This window comes from Vibrio sp. SCSIO 43137, from assembly GCF_028201475.1.
Taxonomy (GTDB): Bacteria; Pseudomonadota; Gammaproteobacteria; order Enterobacterales; family Vibrionaceae; genus Vibrio.
Genome location: NZ_CP116384.1, coordinates 426,720 through 443,660, shown reverse-complemented (window position 1 = coordinate 443,660; position 16,941 = coordinate 426,720). Strand labels below are relative to the sequence as shown.

Here is a 16,941-nt window from a genome sequence, read left to right as displayed (position 1 = left end):
GGAAGCAAAAAACAGAGAATCTAAAATATATTTGTTCCTTATTTATTATGGAAACCCCGAAAAATTGCCTTTTCAGGGTTAATTTTGCTTAAATAGGGAAATCATCTTCAACAAGGTTTCTTATTTTGAGTCAGCTTCGTCTTTTCAGATACTACGCCCGCTTGCAGCCACTCGGCAGCAAAAAGCCTCTTAGTCTGGCTCTTGCAGATATTGCCGGGCAGCTCTCCTCTACCCCGCGTCATACCAGAACATTGTTGAGCCAGATGCAGCAGTTGAACTGGCTTCACTGGCAACCCAAAGTGGGTAGAAACAACCGTTCTCAGCTTCATCTTCTTTACTCAAAGGAAGAGCTTGAAAATCAGATTGCCGGTGAACTCATTCAGTCAGGAAAGTATGAATCTGCACTTGAGTTACTCGGGGATAACCATGAAAGATTTAGCCAACTACTACAACTAACCTCAGGGGTAAAAAGGCGGGAAGGTAACCTGCACCTTCAGCTCACTTATCCGCGTCGGTTTGCTCCGTTACTGCCGCACCTTCCTCATAGAAACAGCGAAAGGTTTTTAATACGGCAAATCTACAGCTGCCTGATCAGTTGCGATAGCTCTGGTAAGCTCACTCCCCAGTTGGCGCACCATTGGCGAAGCGAAAATGACCACACCTGCTGGCGGTTCTTTCTGCGCCCTAATCTGAGCTTTCATAATGGTGAACCTATTAGTGCACAAAATCTGGCGGCGTTATTTACAAAACTCAGTAGCTATCCTGAGTACAGGCAGGAACTGGAACATGTAAAATCTATTCAGGCTCAAGGCCAAAGCATTATTTTCCACTTATCAACAAGTGACAGAGGTCTCGCTGGTTTACTGTCTGATATCCGCTACTCTGTTCAGCCGGAAAGTCAGCTAAACCACACAGGGGTTGTTACCGGTAGTGGTATGTTTCAGGTCACTGAGCACTCAGAACAGAGGCTCAGGCTACACGCATTTGATCACTACTTTGGCTACCGGGCTCTTACAGATTCCGTCACTATCTGGCAGGTTCAGCAGGAAAATAAAGGTAATTCTGCTTTCGGTACAACGCGAATTGATACCCGGCTGGCAAAGCACGCTTCATCAACCTGCTCGCACTTTCTTTCCGCAGAAGAGGAACTATCTGATATGAAAAGTCCTGAGCAGATCGCACAGGATAGAGAGTACACCCGCATTGAAGATGGCTCTATTTATATGCAGTTTAATATGAATCCGCAGTATGCCGGTTTGAGCGCTGCTCAACGCCGCTATCTGGCGCAACTCTTCACTTCTCAAACCATCCTCGACAAGCTACAAGAGAGAGAAGAGCGGATCGAAGCAGATGCTGCTTTTAACCTGCTGCCGGGCTGGTGCAAAATTCAGACAATTTCCCGCGATATCGCTGAGTTACCAGAATCCATCACCATTGCTGTCTATGATCATTTTGCCCTGAAAGAAGTAGCAAACATTATTACAGACACCCTTTACGGGCTCGGGGTGAAGTGCAGCCTCAATATATACAGCTATCAGGAGCTGCAACAGCGAAGCCAGCAAAAGTTACTGGATGAGCAGATCATCCTCAACTCCTTTAATCTGGATGATAACCGCCCTGTCTCGGCGTTTCGCTGGTTCAGTTCCCACTCTTCTTTCCACCACTGCCTCTCACCGGAAGCCAATTTATGGCTTGGACAGCAGCTCTCTATTGTCAGATCAAATTGCGACATAACAGAGTATCTGGATAAGCTGGAATCACTCTCATCAACCATGATTAACGAAAACTGGATTGTTCCTCTGCTCCATCATCGTCAGACACTGCAGTTTGAAGGTTTATTAAAAGATGTTTCTATAACCGACTGGGGGTGGCCGGCTTTTCAGGATGTATGGCAGGAAGAGTGACTCAGGCCGCCTAGCCTGAGTCCGGTTTGTTTATTCGCCGTAAATATCGAATGAGAAATACTTAGCGGCAATCTTGTCGTACGTTCCGTTGGCACGAATTTCTGCGATAGCTTTGTTAAACTTCTCTGCTAACGCTTTATCCTGCTTTCTTAGTGCCAGTGCGGTGCCTTCACCAATATAAGCTTTGTCGGTCACAGGCTCTCCTTTAAACTCAAAGCCACTGCCCTGCTCTTTTTCCAGAAACGCCAGCGCCAGTTGATCTGAGTTACCAAAGGTCACATCCAGACGGCCGTTCTGCATATCAAGATAAACTTCATCCTGCCCTGTATAGCGCTTAATCTTGGCTACATCAGCAAACTTATCCGTGACATAACGGTCATGAATGGTGCCTTGCTGAACACCAATCACTTTATCTTGCAGGCCAGACTTAGAAATCTGAATATCTGCCCCCTTTGCGGCAACAAATCGGGCCGGAGTCTGATAGTACTTATCCGTAAACAGGATGCGCTGCTTACGCTCTTCTGTGATCCGCATCGAAGCCATAATGACATCAGATTTTCGCGCCAGCAGGCTTGGAATGAGGGCATCCCAGTTTTGTGATACCCAACTGCATTTAAGCTGAGCCTGAGCACACAAAGCATCAGCAATCTCTATATCAAAACCGACCGGCTTTCCCTGCTCATTTTTGTAGTTAAAAGGAGGATAAGTAAAGTCAGAAGAGAGTCGAACCTCTTTATCCGCTGCAAATGCGGAAGGAGCAGACAGCAAAGTTACCAGACAGCCCAGTATCAGGGGGATTTTTTTCATTTTCAGTTCCTTTGAATCAGATAGTTTTATTGTTTGTTAACAGGCCATAAACCTGATCTTCCTAGTTCCAGGTCAGCAACTCAATTGTCACTGACCATTAAATTGTTGTAACACTTCAATAAGCTCAGCCATGCTTTGTCTGGTGCCGATTGTTATCCTTACGCAGTGACGAAGCGCCGGCTCATGGTGCTGGTTTCTGGTTACTATTCCGTGCTCTTTCAGATATTCAAACAGTGCGGCATTTTCCCTACAACGCAGCAGCACAAAGTTAGTTGATGACGGATAAACAGTCTGAATAAAATCAAACTGCCCTAACTGGCTGGTAAACCAGTCCCTTGTCTGTTTTAACTCTGCTGTAGAACGGCTGACACACTCCAGCCCTTCAGCCGAAAGCGCCTTGAGAACGATCTCTGCCGAGCTATCGGGAATCGGATAAGGCGGAATCAGTTTTTCCACATAACTCATCACGCTATCATCGGCCACGATATAGCCACAACGGACTGCTGCAAGACCAAACGCCTTAGAGAGAGTGCGGATAACAACAAGATGCGGATATTCCTCCATCAGAGAGAGCACGCTGGTTTCTGGTTCAAACTCTATATAGGCTTCATCCACCACCACAAGTGTGCTCTGCTTAGTACCTTCCAGAACGTCGACTATCTGCTCTCTGGCAATCACATTACCTGTCGGGTTATTGGGAGAGCAGAGAAAAATCAGATTGGCGTTTTCTGCCTGCTTAACCACCTGCTCACAGTCAAGGGAGAAATCTCTGTTCAGCGGCACATCCAGAGTATCTATTGCCAGTGCATCAGCACAAAACTCATACATGGCATAAGTCGGTGAACAGATAACTATCTTATCTTTGCCCGGCTGACAGAAGGTTCTGATTAGCAGATCGATGGCCTCGTCCGCTCCCCGTACCGCTATTGTTGCCTTATTTATTCCCGCATAATTCTGGTAAGCCTGTGCAATCTGTGCCGGCATAAAATCCGGGTACCTGTGATAACCAGATGCAGAGCTGTCATAGGCCAGCGGCGTTTCAAGTTCATTGGCATTCAGCCAGATTCGCCCTGATCCGCCAATCCTTCTTGCTGACTGATAGGGTATTAATTTTTTTACGGCCTCTGGAACTAATCGGCTGGCTAAAGAAGACAATTTTTGCACCTTAACATAAAATAGTTAGTCAATTATTAAGCATTCTTTTTCACTCTAAAGGTATTTATTCGCTCAATTATGAATGCTATTTGGTTATTCAATCAAATTGAGGCGAAAAATAGAATCGAATTAAAAACATACTAGCCATGATATTTTTTCATAGCTATAATGATATAAGTTCTGACTGACGAGTGGGTAATATAGTGCAAAACAGCCTTCCAAGTATTAAATCTTTGCAAGCCTTTCTGGTAACCGCTGAAAGTCTGAATTTTACTCATGCTGCTCAGGAACTGAACCTGACTCAGGGCGCGGTAAGCAGACAGATCCAGTCTCTTGAGGAATACATGGGTACGGCACTATTTTACCGCAATGCACGCGGGCTTTCCCTGACGGAAAAAGGAGCAGCATTACGCCCGGTGTTAAAAGAGTCGCTGGCAAACCTGCATCAGGTGCTTAGTAGTGTGGCCGCCTCTGCCAATAAGCTGACCCTGAACGCTCCAAGCTGTATCACTCCATGGCTGCTACCTAAGTTAATGGCATTCCAGCAGGCCTTCCCTGATATCGATGTAGAGCTGACTTCTACCATAAAACACCAGCCAGAACCCAGTTTTGAGCCCTTTGATGCGGTCATCGCTTATGGCAAAAAGCCGGCTTCACCTTCAATATTAAGCCATTTATTGTTCGATGAGTTCCTTACGCCCATGTGCAGGCCGGATATTTTGCGCGAAAGCCAGCAACCTTTTACTGAAACTTTAGCCGGTTATACCTGGCTTCACTCTAATCAGGAGCAGAGCGACTGGAAATTGTGGTTATCTCATCTGAAAAGAGAAGAGATCAGCAGCAAGCACAATCAGGTATTTTCAACGCTGGATCAGGCTATGAATGCCGCAATGCAGGGATTTGGCTTGGTTATTGGGGACATAACACTGGCGGAGCAGGATTTGCAAATGGGGCGGATTATCGCCCCTTATCAAGAGAGTGTTGCATCAGGCAACAGCTACTTTCTGCTTCAGCCAAAGAACCGGCAAAGCGACTCTCTGGCTCAGTTAACGAATTGGTTGCTGGAATCTGCAATCTGATTTTGCAATTAAAACCCTCACTCACATCAAAATAAACTTTACGGTCGGTTTACCCGTTGATAATATACCGAGCGGTCACTTTATTTCAACAGATAGTTTTTTCTTAACCTATTAACGCAGTAAAAGAGATGAATCAGAAAAACCGTACGGGTACCAAACATAAGTCGGGAGTTGAGCGCAGAGAGCAGATCCTTAGTTCTGCAATGAACTGTTTTATTGAAAAGGGATACAGCAAAACCACCATGAATGAACTGGTCGCCTACACCGGACTTTCACAGGGCGCGATTTATCACTACTTTTCCGGAAAAGATGCCATAGTGACAGCTATTCTGGACCAGTTTAGTCAGCATATAACTAAGCAGATTGAGCTGTTGAATACAGAAGGTCACTATCTTGATAACCTGAAGAATTACATTGCAGAAAGCCTTGAGTATTACCGCCTGACCTACGCTTTCTCAACTATTGTCCATGAGATCAGAGACAATGATGAACTGCTGAAACAGTTTAACTACTGCGACGAGTTAATCACGGACTCGGTGCGAAACAGCATAGAAAAAAATGCCCATACCTGCGCGCAAATCAGTGTAGAAACTCTATCATTTTCCATAACTGCCATGCTTGAAGGCTTGTTTAGTCTCTGCATACAAGACGATCTGGAAACACTGGAAAAACGTTTTCAGGATGTCTGGCAGGTAATTGAACACCTGCTGACGCAAGGCAGCCACTCCACCCCTGTAAAACCAGCGCAATTAACCTTTTAGAGAAACCGATATGAGCCATAAACAATGCCCGTTCTGCGGAAGCCGAAAACTATCACTGGAATACCTACGCTCAGCATGGGGCAGTGAAGAAAAGGAAGCACATATTGTTTGTGATGATTGCGCGTCGTCATCACCTGTCTATATATGGGATCTTCGCCATATCAGCAACAAGGCGGTCTCTAAAGACCACCATCAACGTAATGCATCAACTGGCTAGTAGAAGCTAACCGGCAGAAAAAACTCGATCTCAAATTTTTCATCATCATCAACGAAATGGTTTTTATGATATTGCACATAGGCCGGCGTCGCATTCATTTTCATGCCTGAGGATGGCAGCCACTGCTCCAGAATAAGAGTTAACTGGGGTAACAGTTCACCATAGCGGCCTTGCAGACGGAACACGGCATGTAGGCCTCCGGGAATAATAAACTGGTTTACCTTTCCCCTGCTGATAAGGGGGCGATCAATTTCAATACAGGCAACATAGCGGCACTTATCCAGATCCACCCAGGCAGGATTTGAGTGATGCAGTCCGAACTGCCGGGAGTCATCGCGACCCTCGCTCTTCGCCCACGCCAGTAACAACTGCCACGCTGATTTTATGCTTCTGTCATACCCCTGATGCCTTACGTAAGCAACCTTGCGTTCTGGTATCTCAAGCAGTTTTGCTTCAGGCAAAACCTTACCCGACAAACGCCGGTAACAAGCCGCTATCTCGGGATTACGTAAATAAGGTTTATCTGTCTCATCTGCCTCATGGCGGCGCCACTGGCCGGGTGACATGGTAAAGTGACGCTTAAATGCCCTGCTGAAAGAAGAGACAGAACTAAAGCCCGATTTATTAGCAATATCAATCACAGTTGCATTTGGGTCGAACATCAACTGATTTGCCGCATACTCCATGCGTATGCGACAGATATACTGATGAACAGGCTCTCCCACCACATGTTTAAATAGCCGATGAAAATGCTGCTCGGAATAGGCTGCCTGTCTGGCCAGATCAGCAGCGTTCAGATCACGGCTGATATCTTTATGGATGGAAAACAGCACATCGTTTATCCGTGCTAATTGTTGAGGTTCCGCCATAGCAATACATCATAAATGGACAATCAATAGAGCATAAACGGACATGTAGCAAATTACCACTCCTTGTATGCTGGAAAAAATAAAAAACAAGCGACTCTTATGGAAACGGCACACTCTCTTCAGCAAATTCAGTCATCTTATATTCGCGAAATCCTTCAGGCGGCCTGCGATGAAAACATTATTTCTCTGGCTGGCGGACTGCCTGATAAGTCCACTTTCCCGACGCAATTAATCCGTCCGGCAATGGAAAAGCTGGCCGGTGAAGTCGATATCTTCCAATATGGCAACACAGATGGCTATCCTCCTCTGCTCTCTCTTCTCAGGGACAAATATCAACTGGCAGATAATCATAAGGCTTTGGTTTGCACCGGCTCCCAGCAGGCTTTGGATCTGCTCGCAAGGGCATTTATCAATCCGGGCGACAATATCGTGATGGAAGCACCAAGCTATCTGGGTGCCATGCAGGTGTTCGGTTTATGTCAGGCAAATATTCTGACTGTGCCTCAGCTCTCAAATGGTCCTGATCTTGATGCTTTGGAAACTCAGTTTTCCCAATCGGCTGTGAAACTGTTTTACGCCGTGCCGGACTTTCACAACCCGACCGGTGTCTGCTGGTCACTGGAAGTGAGGAAGAAAGTAGCTGAACTCTGTATCCGCTACGATGTTACTCTGGTCGAAGATGCTCCCTACAGGGAACTCAGATTCTCCGGTGATGAACTGCCTATGGTCTCAGAGTTTTGCCCGGATAAATCCATAGTCCTTCGTTCCTTCTCCAAAATTGCTTCTCCCGGCTTACGACTCGGCGTAGCTACCGGTGCAGCAAACTATATAGACCCTATGATCAAAGTAAAACAGGGAGCAGATCTTCACTCCAGCGTGCCAATGCAGGCTTTGTTACTTGAACTGATTAGCCAGCCAGAATTTGACCATCATCTGAGTAGCACACAGCAGCTTTATAAAGCCAGATACCAGAAATTGATGCGGGAGATTGAAGGGAAACTGGGCGATAAATGCCAAGTTAATCCGGTGCAAGGCGGGATGTTTGTCTGGCTCACTTTGCCGCAATCAGACACCATGAGTCTCGCTAAGAACTCTCTTGAAAAAGGCGTTGCCGTCGTGCCAAGCAAGGTGTTTTACCCTGAAGGTTCACCGCAAAGTTCAGCGTTGCGCTTAAACTTTACCAATGCATCTGACCATGAGCTTGAACTTGCAGTAGAGCGTCTTTCTGAGGTAATAGGCTCTGTTAGTTAACCTAAGCAGCTTAGTTAGAAGCACTGGTTAGTTAGAAGAAACGATAAAACAAAAGGCTGCATATTTTATTTATGCAGCCTTTTTACACTTTGTCATTCCTGTAAAACTATTAAGCGGCGTTCTGAGCCGACAATTTAAATTGCCCCATCAGTTCACGAAGCTCGACAGCCAGTTCAGCCAGAGATTCACTGGATAGTGCTGTCTGGTATGAACCACCAAGCACCTCTTTACCGGACTCACTGATGTTAACCATATTTTGGTTTATCTCTTCAGCCACAATAGATTGCTGCTCACTGATGGTTGCTATCTCCATATTCATTCCATTAATACTCTCGATAGAGTGGTTAATGCTCTGAAGAGACTCTCCTGCAGAAGCCGCTCTTTCTACACTTGCTTCAACCTGCAGGCGACTCTCATTCATTACCTGAACGGCAAGCACGGCTCCCTGCTGTAGCTGCTCAATCAATTTTTGAATCTGCTGAGTGGCTTCCTGAGTCCTGAAAGCAAGTGAGCGAACTTCGTCTGCTACCACCGCAAATCCACGTCCTTGCTCACCAGCCCTTGCAGCTTCTATTGCTGCATTCAGCGCCAGCAGATTGGTTTGATCGGCGATTTCATTAATTACAGTAACAAAGCTGCCAATATCGTTACTCTCATTTTTCAGTGTATCAATCTTCTCGGAAGCTTCACTAACCTGAGAGACCAGATAACCCACCTCTTTCTGGTGGTGAGTCATAATTTCTACACCACTGTTAGCGTCCTGATTGGCCGATTCTGTTGCCTGAGATGCATTAACCGCCTGATCAGCGACCTGCTGAATAGTCGTCGACATCTCATTCATAGCCGATACCACCTGCTCAGTAGTAGACTGCTGGAAGTTAATGGCCTGATTGGTCTGCTCCGTTGCTGCCGCCATCTCCTGTGCAGAGGAAGCAATTTGATTGGATGATTGCAGAACTTTCCCTATCATCTGCTCCAGCTTTCTGGCCGTATCATCCATGGTATTAAGAAGAACACCCATTTCATCTTTATGATCGGCGCGAACTGAAACTGAAAGATCACCACTCGCCATTCGGTGAGAAGCATCAGCCGCCCTCTGCAGAGGTTTCACCAGACTACGGGTAAACAGATAGCCCAGACCGCCACCAGCAACAATGGCAATTAAGCCGATAAGAGACATACCATAAATAGCGGCTTTCTCTTCATCTTCAACCACTTTTAGTGTCATCTCAGTCATAGCTTCAATATTCACCAGAAATGCCTCTAACTGATGATTCAGCGCTTTTTGCTGTTTCTCCAGTTGTACTAGGGAGCGACTTGCATCATCAATATGACCATTCTCTATCTGGGTCAGAATATTAGCGACATCAGACTCATAACTCTTATGATTATTCTTTAATGACGCGAGTTCACTCTGAAGCTGTCTCTCCAGTTGTTCAATTTCTGCCGATACCGCATGAGTAATGGCACTGGCTAACAGCTGTTCAGCACTGGTAATTTCATCATCAATCACTTCGCTGATACGACGAAATTCCGCTCTGGCATGCTGAGGAGTAACTTGCTCTACCTGGCTTTTAACTCCCGCATCACGCAGAGCACGCTCTATTAAAATTGCAGATTCTAGTTGTTTAGTTGTAATATCACTGGCCAACTCAATAAGCGGCATATCTTCATTGGTAATGCCTTTTAATTCTTCTCCGATTCTGTCGAGTTTTATATAGCCGTAACCAGCAATACTTAACATTAACAGCAAGAGTATAATTACCAATCCAGACATTCTGGATGCAATCTTTAAATTCCTAATATAAAGCATTATAAAACCTTAAAACTATATTAGCCGTTGCTTTTTGTAGCACAAAAAACCTGTATTTTCAGGATAGAATAACCTGACAATTGAACACTGACGAAGGAAGGAAAATCTTAACTTTTCCTATGTTTTTATAAATAGCTCGGAATTATGCCAGATAACTCATTAATATCAAGGGATTTTAGTAGATTGAGATTACCCTGAGGTAAACAGATGTTATTTACAACTTTCTCAGTTAATCATAGGAAGACTAATTTATTTAAATATAATTAAAATCCACCCTATTTGGGGGCAGCATAAATATTCTAATATTTTAATTCATTAAGAATAGCTACAAAACCTTAACAAAAATACCGTTAAGTTTTCGTAAATATGTATCGACTATTCGATTATATATTTTCCAATAATTCAATATACAGAGTTTAATTTCCCAGTTCCGTAGCAACAAAGTCTATAAAACTACGCACCTTGGGCGAGATATGTTTTCTGCTGGGATAGACCATATAAATTCCAATCTGCTGTTTCGGATAATCAGCAAACAGCTCTACCAACTTGCCACTATCTATCTCACAGCCGACACAAAAACGTGGCAGACGGCAGATACCCTGACCGGCAACAGCAAGTGCTAACATCAGGGAAGAGTTGTTTGTCTGCACCACCGAATCGACATGAACCTGAACAGGGCTACCGTCAAGGTCATTGTACTGCCAGATATTAGGCTGCCTGTGGTTGCTGTAACTCATGACTTTATGGCGGTCGAGATCATAAGGGTTGCGCGGGGTACCATGTTTTTTCAGATAATCAGGCGAAGCAAGTGTGAGCGCTTCTGAACTGCTTACCTTCCGGCTTATCAGGCTGGAGTCTTCTAATTGGGCAACTGCCCGGATAACAATATCAAACCCTTCAGCAATTAAATCCACTTTCCTGTCGTCCAGATCGAGCTCCAATGAAATCTGAGGATATTTCTCAGTATATCTTGCCAACACTGGCCTTAGGTTAAATACCCCATATGCCACCGGACAACTGACTCTGAGCGTTCCTTTTGGTTCACCGAACCGTCCGCTTATAGCGTTTTCAGCCTGCTCTGCATCCTCAATAATCTGCTGGCACTGTTCAAAATAGAGCTTACCTTCCGCGGTCAGGTTCAACCTTCTTGTGGTTCTGTGAATCAGGCGAACCCCCAGCCGCTCTTCCAACTTGTTTATGACTTTACTTATATAAGAGGTAGAGTGACCAGTGTTTTCAGCCGCTTTGGTAAAGCTTGCGGCTTTTACCACTTCAGCAAAAATAACCATCCCATCCAGCAAATTATCAGCGGCCATTAATAGCTCCTTTCACGGTTTATCGACATCATTACAAGCCATATGGAAATAATCATTGCACATTTAAGCTATTAATCAACATTAGTTAACAAACTATAGTAAAAACAACTCAAGCAGACCACAGGAAATAATCATGAAAGTACTCGCATTCGCTGCCAGCAGCAGCAGAAACTCAATCAATCAACAACTGGCGAACTATGCAGCGAATCAGATTACAGATGCGCAGGTGGAGTTGCTGGATATTAATGACTATGAAATGCCTCTGTTCAGTGAAGACAGAGAAAAGCAGCTCGGACAACCGGAGCAGGCACACGCCTTTTACAACAAGATTGGTGAGGCCGATATTCTGGTGATCTCATTTGCAGAACACAACGGCTCTTATACCGCTGCTTATAAAAACCTGTTTGACTGGACGTCACGAATCGATCAGAAGGTGTTTCAGAACAAACCGGTTGTGTTACTGGCAACATCACCGGGCCCGGGCGGAGCGGCCAGCGTTCTGGCAGCCGCTGAAGGTTCAGCACCATACTTTGCTGCAGATGTGAAAGGCACACTGTCGCTACCAAGTTTTTATGACAATTTTGACTTAGAAAATGGCGCTATAAGCAACCCTGAACTCAAAGACAAGCTATTAAGTATTCTGGCACAATTCTAAGTTACCCATTCCACTGCCCCGAAGCAGATCGTCTTATGGCCTTCTGCTTCTCTCCTTTGCTCACCATTTACCTTTCTTTGTCGTTTTAACTAAAGTCCGAAGAGCTTTTCATAGAGAAATCAGCGTTTTTCTGCTAGTTTTTGTTGTAAATTTTGCAATCAAATCGATAAAAATGGATCAACTACTTCTACAACTGAAAAGCTATCTCGGTCAACAAAGTGCCGAATGGGGAAATGATGTTCTGATTATTACCGCCATCAGTCTGGTTGCATGGATCGGTTGGCGGATACTTTACGGCAGGCTGGAGTTTATTGCCGGAAAAACCCGTTTGCAGTGGGACAACCTGATCATCGACTCCCTAAAAACCCCGGTGAGTACGCTAATCTGGTTATGGCCTGCCACCGTGTCCATCGGTTTAATTTTGCAAAACTATGTCGACTACTCTCTTGACTGGCTTGGCACTCTTAAGATGCTGCTGGTTATCTTTATTGTTATCTGGATAACCCTGAGAATGACGGACAACTTTGAGTCGCAGTTGCTGGAAGAGAAAAAGCGCGACGAAACCACAGTACAGGCCATTGCCAAGGTAGCCCGCCTGCTATTTATTATGATGGGTGTGCTATCCGTTATGCAGACTCTGGGGCTAAGCTTGTCCGGTCTGCTTACCTTTGGTGGTGTCGGTGGCCTGATTGTCGGTCTGGCAGCCAAGGATCTTCTGTCAAACTTCTTCGGCGGGCTAATGATCTACTTTGACCGTCCGTTTAAAGTGGGAGACTGGATTCGCTCTCCCGACCGTCAGATAGAAGGCACCGTTGAACGTATCGGCTGGCGGATGACCATTATACGGACTTTCGATAAACGCCCTCTTTATGTACCAAATTCCGTTTTTAGCAATATAGTGGTTGAAAACCCTTCGCGGATGAAAAACCGGCGTATCTACGAAACTATCGGTCTCAGATACGAAGACGCTGAAAAAGTGGATGAGATCATCCGCGAGGTAAAAACCATGCTGGAATCTCATCCGGAAATCGATTCAAGTCAGACCCTGATTGTGAACTTTAATGCTTTTGCACCTTCGTCGCTGGATTTCTTTATCTATACCTTTACCAAGACGGTTAACTGGGTTCATTTCCATGAAGTGAAGCAGGATGTTTTGTTGAAAGTAATGAATATTATTCATCAGCATGACGCTGACGTTGCTTTCCCGACCCAGACATTAAAGGTAGAGCAGGCAGCTCAGGCACAGCTGCTTTTTCCTGAAGGCCCCAGATAGCAAAAGATGCTGATGCAGAAACGAAAAATGCTCCATATTAGGAGCATTTTTTACAAGAGAAAGGTTATTTAACCTGAAATCGGGTTATTTACTGCGTCTCTCCTGAACAGCATCAGCCAGCTGGCGAAGCACCTTTTCAGTATCGTCCCAGCCGATACAGGCATCAGTAATAGACTGGCCGTAACAGGCCGCCTTTCCGTCAATAAGATCCTGACGTCCTTCTACCAAGTGGGACTCAATCATTACGCCAAAAATAGCCTTCTCACCAGAAGCAAGCTGCTGGCATACATCATCAGCAACAATCATCTGACGCTTAAAATCTTTACTACTGTTAGCGTGGCTGAAATCAATCATCACTTTCTGATCCAAGCCAGATGCTTCAAGCTGGTCTTTAATGGTACCCACATGGTCAGCACTGTAGTTTGGTTCTTTACCGCCACGCAAAATGATATGACAATCCGGATTACCTGCCGTTTCAACAATCGCTGAGTGGCCGTATTTTGTTACTGACAAGAAATGGTGAGACGAGCCGGCACTGCGGATTGCGTCGGTCGCAATCTTAATATTACCGTCGGTTCCGTTTTTAAAACCAACCGGGCAAGACAAACCGGAAGAAAGTTCACGGTGAACCTGAGATTCCGTAGTACGCGCACCGATAGCGCCCCAGCTAATTAGATCCGCTACATACTGAGGCGTGATCATATCCAGAAACTCACTGGCCGTCGGCATGCCCATATCCGTCAGATCAAGCAACAGTTTACGCCCCATACGCAAGCCATCGTTCAGCTTGTAAGTGTCGTTCAGGTACGGGTCGTTAATCAGACCTTTCCAGCCAACTGTGGTACGCGGCTTCTCAAAATAGACCCGCATAACAATTTCCAGCTGGTCACCCAGTTCATCACGTAGCACCTTTAGCTTTTTACCGTACTCAATAGCCGCTTCAGGATCATGAATGGAGCATGGCCCGATCACGACTAACAGACGGTCATCTTTATCACGTAAAATATTATGAATGGCCTTTCTTGCCTGATATGTAGTCGACGAGGCTGTTTCTGTTGCCGCATACTTCTCCAAAATCGCTACCGGTGGCAGTAACTCTTTAACTTTATTAATTCTTACATCATCAGTCTGATACATGACTACATCTCTTCCCGTGTTACTTCAACGCCCAATTTATAATGCCGGCAGAATAACCGGCAGGGCTTATATAATTACCGTCCCTGTAACTTATCTATTAAAAATGAGAACTTCAACCACTTTTTTGAACAAAGTTCAATATTAAGTAAGATTTTACACTTTTCATGCAATGTAAACTTATCATTACAATCATGGTGAAGCTTAGGTTTTTTCTAAATTAGATGAACTTCTTCTAAGCACAGAGTGGAAATCCTCTAGGTATCTGATAGTGTTATATTTGTATTTATAATAATCATAAAGAAAGAGTTAGCTTTGACTAATAAAATGCCTCAGGCAATTGAGTTCACACAAGTCGATAAATGGTTCGATACCTTTCAGGCTTTAAACAAGATCCAACTCTCTGTTAATGAAGGTGAAATACTGGTTATCTGCGGGCCTTCCGGCTCAGGTAAATCAACCCTTATCCGCTGTATTAACGGGTTAGAACAGTATGATTCCGGGACACTTTCTGTACTGGGAAGCTGTGAGCTAAAGCAGCAAAAAGGCCGTGTCGGCATGGTGTTCCAGCATTTTAACCTTTTTCCGCACCTTACCGTGCTGGACAACCTGACCCTTGCTCCTATGCGGACACTAAAACTGACTAAACAAGAGGCAGAAGAACGCGCCCGTCATTTTCTTCAGCGTGTCCATATTGCTGATCAGGCAGATAAGTATCCGGTTCAGCTTTCCGGTGGACAGCAGCAACGTGTCGCCATCGCCCGTTCACTGTGTATGATGCCCAGTATTATGTTGTTTGATGAGCCGACTTCTGCTCTTGATCCTGAAATGATTAATGAAGTACTCGATGTGATGACTGAGTTGGCACAAGATGGCATGACTATGGTTTGCGTCACTCACGAGATGGGCTTTGCCCGCAAAGTCGCCGACCGGGTGGCCTTTATGGATGAAGGCGAAATTATTGAAATTGCGCCGCCGCAACAGCTGTTTTCTAACCCGCAGAACTCACGAACGAAAACGTTTCTCAATCAGATATTGAGCCATTGATGTTGTTAAGAATTGTAAAACCTGTCCTCTCTGCACTGTTGCAGATCATAATATTGATAGCAGCCATTGTCTGGCTGCTGGACAGTGGTGCCGAGGCGATGGGCTATCGCTGGCAATGGCAAAGGGTGCCTGACTTCCTTTTCTTCTATGAAGACGGCCAATGGTGGCCGGCGGAACTGACAGAAGGTTTAATTGTAACCATAAAAATTTCACTTCTGAGCCTTATCGCCACTCTGATTTTAGGCCTTGTTACCGCTCTGCTGAGAATATCCGACTCTGTGGTTGGCCGGTTTCTCGCCCGCAGCTATATTGAACTGATCCGTAATACTCCCTTGTTGGTGCAAATATACCTGCTCTATTTTGTATTCGGGCCGGTTATCGGTTTAGACCGGTTTGCCACTGCGGTTCTGGCCCTTGCCCTGTTTCAGGGAGCCTACACAGCTGAAATTTTCCGCGCCGGCCTGAACAGTATTGCCAGAGGTCAGTTTGAAGCGGCATCCTCACTCGGCTTATCTAAATACTCGACTTATAAAGACGTGATCTTGCCGCAGGTCATTCAACGAACCTTACCACCGCTGACTAATGAAGCCGTCTCTCTGATTAAGAACTCTTCCATTGTCAGCGTAATGGCGATTTTTGACCTGACAACAGAAGGCAGAAATATTGTTTCTGAAACTGCTATGCCTTTTGAAATTTGGTTTACCGTAGCAGCAATCTACCTGTTGCTGACACTGTCACTGTCCGGCTTAGCCGCTTATATGGAACATAAACTGGGGGCAAACTGGCGTCCGCGCTGATTTGGTCCCGATAATTAATGGAGAAAAGTCAATGAAGAGTCTGAAAATTGCACTGGCCGCGCTTTTGGGGTTATCCGTAACCCTGTCAGCACAGGCTGATAGCAAAAATCTGGATAAAATTAATGAAAGGGGAACGCTGCGGGTAGGTATGTCTACCTTTGTTCCATGGGCCATGCGCAACAAACAAGGCGAGTTAATTGGCTTTGAAATTGATGTAGCAAAACGACTGGCCAAAGATTCCGGTTGGAAGGTTGAATTTGTTCCGACCGCATGGGACGGCATTATTCCTGCCCTGCTTGCCAAAAAATTTGATGTGATTATCGGCGGAATGTCCATCACAGAAGAGCGGGCCAAAAGCGTGCTGTTCTCAGAACCATATTCACATTCAGGTGTGCAAGTTGCCGCCAGCAAAAAACTGGCCGAAGGCTTTAGTGAATTTTCTGACTTTAACTCCCGCCGGGTAAAAATTGCTGCCCGTCGCGGTGCATTTACCGTTCAGGTAGCACGTGAAACTTTCCCTAAGGCCAAGATTCTTCAGTTTGATGACGATGCACAGGCATTTCAGGAAGTACTGAATGGTAATGCTCATGCGGTTATCGCATCGAGCCCAAAACCTGAGCACGAAACTATCAAGAACGCTGATATCCTTTTCCTTCCTTTCACCGAAAGGCTGTCTAAAGGTAACGAAGCTTTCGCCGTTCGTCTTGGTGAGGCTGACAAAAAAGCCTACTTTGATGAATGGATTCAGGCCCGTACCGATGATGGCTGGCTGAAAGAACGTTATGAGTACTGGTTCTCAACCTTAGACTGGCAGAACCAGATAGCCAGCGGTCAGTAATCATTAGCAAACGGAAGTAAACAGA

Annotated in this window: 16 protein-coding genes; 10 read left to right on the top strand and 6 right to left on the bottom strand. The window is 45.3% G+C overall.

Translation table 11 applies throughout. The annotated features are described in order from the left end of the window. The first annotated feature begins 125 nt into the window (after nucleotides 1–125). Nucleotides 126–1,904: an SgrR family transcriptional regulator gene (locus tag PK654_RS17785; RefSeq protein ID WP_271700406.1), complete on the top strand. Its 1,779-nt coding sequence runs from the start codon at nucleotides 126–128 to the stop codon at nucleotides 1,902–1,904. 30 nt (nucleotides 1,905–1,934) lie between these two features. On the opposite strand, the gene PK654_RS17780 is transcribed toward PK654_RS17785, so the two are convergent. Continuing rightward, nucleotides 1,935–2,711, bottom strand: coding sequence for an ABC transporter substrate-binding protein (locus tag PK654_RS17780; protein ID WP_271700404.1), 777 nt, complete (start codon nucleotides 2,709–2,711; stop codon nucleotides 1,935–1,937). An 87-nt stretch (nucleotides 2,712–2,798) separates the two neighbouring features. Continuing rightward, nucleotides 2,799–3,866: a histidinol-phosphate transaminase gene (gene hisC / locus PK654_RS17775; protein ID WP_271700403.1), complete on the bottom strand. Its 1,068-nt coding sequence runs from the start codon at nucleotides 3,864–3,866 to the stop codon at nucleotides 2,799–2,801. Between the two features lie 203 nt (nucleotides 3,867–4,069). On the opposite strand from hisC, the gene PK654_RS17770 reads away from it, so the two are divergent. The 3 genes from PK654_RS17770 (at nucleotide 4,070) to PK654_RS17760 (ending at nucleotide 5,923) form a co-directional block, all read left to right on the top strand. Then, nucleotides 4,070–4,945: a LysR substrate-binding domain-containing protein gene (locus PK654_RS17770; RefSeq protein ID WP_271700402.1), complete on the top strand. Its 876-nt coding sequence runs from the start codon at nucleotides 4,070–4,072 to the stop codon at nucleotides 4,943–4,945. Nucleotides 4,946–5,073: 128 nt separating this feature from the next. Then, nucleotides 5,074–5,706: a TetR/AcrR family transcriptional regulator gene (locus PK654_RS17765; RefSeq protein ID WP_271700400.1), complete on the top strand. Its 633-nt coding sequence runs from the start codon at nucleotides 5,074–5,076 to the stop codon at nucleotides 5,704–5,706. Nucleotides 5,707–5,716: 10 nt separating this feature from the next. Then, nucleotides 5,717–5,923, top strand: a complete 207-nt coding sequence (locus PK654_RS17760) for a hypothetical protein (protein ID WP_271700398.1) — start codon at nucleotides 5,717–5,719, stop codon at nucleotides 5,921–5,923. Here PK654_RS17760 and PK654_RS17755 read toward each other — a convergent pair. Further along, nucleotides 5,920–6,792, bottom strand: a complete 873-nt coding sequence (locus tag PK654_RS17755) for an AraC family transcriptional regulator (RefSeq protein ID WP_271700396.1) — start codon at nucleotides 6,790–6,792, stop codon at nucleotides 5,920–5,922. The genes PK654_RS17760 and PK654_RS17755 overlap by 4 nt on opposite strands. 99 nt (nucleotides 6,793–6,891) lie before the next feature. On the opposite strand from PK654_RS17755, the gene PK654_RS17750 reads away from it, so the two are divergent. Beyond that, nucleotides 6,892–8,043 (top strand): aminotransferase-like domain-containing protein, encoded by a 1,152-nt coding sequence (locus PK654_RS17750; protein WP_271700395.1) that lies wholly within the window; start codon nucleotides 6,892–6,894, stop codon nucleotides 8,041–8,043. A 109-nt stretch (nucleotides 8,044–8,152) separates the two neighbouring features. Here the strand turns inward: PK654_RS17750 and PK654_RS17745 are convergent, their stop codons facing one another. Further along, nucleotides 8,153–9,820: a methyl-accepting chemotaxis protein gene (locus PK654_RS17745; protein WP_333909669.1), complete on the bottom strand. Its 1,668-nt coding sequence runs from the start codon at nucleotides 9,818–9,820 to the stop codon at nucleotides 8,153–8,155. Between the two features lie 452 nt (nucleotides 9,821–10,272). Then, entirely contained in the window at nucleotides 10,273–11,172 is a 900-nt protein-coding gene (locus tag PK654_RS17740) for a LysR family transcriptional regulator (protein ID WP_271700392.1), read from the bottom strand. 133 nt (nucleotides 11,173–11,305) lie between these two features. Between PK654_RS17740 and PK654_RS17735 the strand changes: the two genes are divergently transcribed. After that, on the top strand, nucleotides 11,306–11,827 hold the full coding sequence (locus tag PK654_RS17735; RefSeq protein ID WP_271700390.1) for an NADPH-dependent FMN reductase: 522 nt from the start codon (nucleotides 11,306–11,308) through the stop codon (nucleotides 11,825–11,827). Between the two features lie 172 nt (nucleotides 11,828–11,999). After that, entirely contained in the window at nucleotides 12,000–13,100 is a 1,101-nt protein-coding gene (locus tag PK654_RS17730) for a mechanosensitive ion channel family protein (RefSeq protein ID WP_271700389.1), read from the top strand. Nucleotides 13,101–13,184: 84 nt separating this feature from the next. Here PK654_RS17730 and aroG read toward each other — a convergent pair whose 3' ends face one another. Continuing rightward, nucleotides 13,185–14,237, bottom strand: a complete 1,053-nt coding sequence (gene aroG / locus PK654_RS17725) for a 3-deoxy-7-phosphoheptulonate synthase AroG (RefSeq protein WP_271700387.1) — start codon at nucleotides 14,235–14,237, stop codon at nucleotides 13,185–13,187. Nucleotides 14,238–14,561: 324 nt separating this feature from the next. On the opposite strand from aroG, the gene PK654_RS17720 reads away from it, so the two are divergent. From PK654_RS17720 to PK654_RS17710, 3 genes are read left to right on the top strand one after another with little or no spacing between them, the layout of a single operon-like run. After that, entirely contained in the window at nucleotides 14,562–15,281 is a 720-nt protein-coding gene (locus tag PK654_RS17720) for an amino acid ABC transporter ATP-binding protein (protein WP_271700716.1), read from the top strand. Further along, nucleotides 15,281–16,078 carry an amino acid ABC transporter permease gene (locus PK654_RS17715; RefSeq protein WP_271700386.1) on the top strand — a complete coding sequence of 266 codons (798 nt, stop codon included), beginning with the start codon at nucleotides 15,281–15,283 and terminating at the stop codon, nucleotides 16,076–16,078. The genes PK654_RS17720 and PK654_RS17715 overlap by 1 nt, the downstream gene beginning before the upstream one ends. A 31-nt stretch (nucleotides 16,079–16,109) precedes the next feature. Further along, a complete protein-coding gene (locus PK654_RS17710) occupies nucleotides 16,110–16,916 on the top strand; it encodes a transporter substrate-binding domain-containing protein (protein ID WP_271700384.1) in 807 nt (268 codons plus the stop codon). Nucleotides 16,917–16,941 lie beyond the last annotated feature (25 nt).

Bases quoted from the DNA above. Each gene is read 5' to 3' on its own strand.
- PK654_RS17720 (WP_271700716.1), top strand. From the start codon at position 14,562: ATGCCTCAGGCAATTGAGTTCACACAAGTCGATAAATGGTTCGATACC.
- PK654_RS17730 (WP_271700389.1), top strand. From the start codon at position 12,000: ATGGATCAACTACTTCTACAACTGAAAAGCTATCTCGGTCAACAAAGT.
- PK654_RS17715 (WP_271700386.1), top strand. From the start codon at position 15,281: ATGTTGTTAAGAATTGTAAAACCTGTCCTCTCTGCACTGTTGCAGATC.
- PK654_RS17750 (WP_271700395.1), top strand. From the start codon at position 6,892: ATGGAAACGGCACACTCTCTTCAGCAAATTCAGTCATCTTATATTCGC.
- PK654_RS17760 (WP_271700398.1), top strand. From the start codon at position 5,717: ATGAGCCATAAACAATGCCCGTTCTGCGGAAGCCGAAAACTATCACTG.
- PK654_RS17710 (WP_271700384.1), top strand. From the start codon at position 16,110: ATGAAGAGTCTGAAAATTGCACTGGCCGCGCTTTTGGGGTTATCCGTA.
- PK654_RS17755 (WP_271700396.1), bottom strand. From the start codon at position 6,792: ATGGCGGAACCTCAACAATTAGCACGGATAAACGATGTGCTGTTTTCC.
- aroG (WP_271700387.1), bottom strand. From the start codon at position 14,237: ATGTATCAGACTGATGATGTAAGAATTAATAAAGTTAAAGAGTTACTG.
- PK654_RS17735 (WP_271700390.1), top strand. From the start codon at position 11,306: ATGAAAGTACTCGCATTCGCTGCCAGCAGCAGCAGAAACTCAATCAAT.
- PK654_RS17745 (WP_333909669.1), bottom strand. From the start codon at position 9,820: ATGTCTGGATTGGTAATTATACTCTTGCTGTTAATGTTAAGTATTGCT.
- PK654_RS17780 (WP_271700404.1), bottom strand. From the start codon at position 2,711: ATGAAAAAAATCCCCCTGATACTGGGCTGTCTGGTAACTTTGCTGTCT.
- PK654_RS17740 (WP_271700392.1), bottom strand. From the start codon at position 11,172: ATGGCCGCTGATAATTTGCTGGATGGGATGGTTATTTTTGCTGAAGTG.
- PK654_RS17765 (WP_271700400.1), top strand. From the start codon at position 5,074: ATGAATCAGAAAAACCGTACGGGTACCAAACATAAGTCGGGAGTTGAG.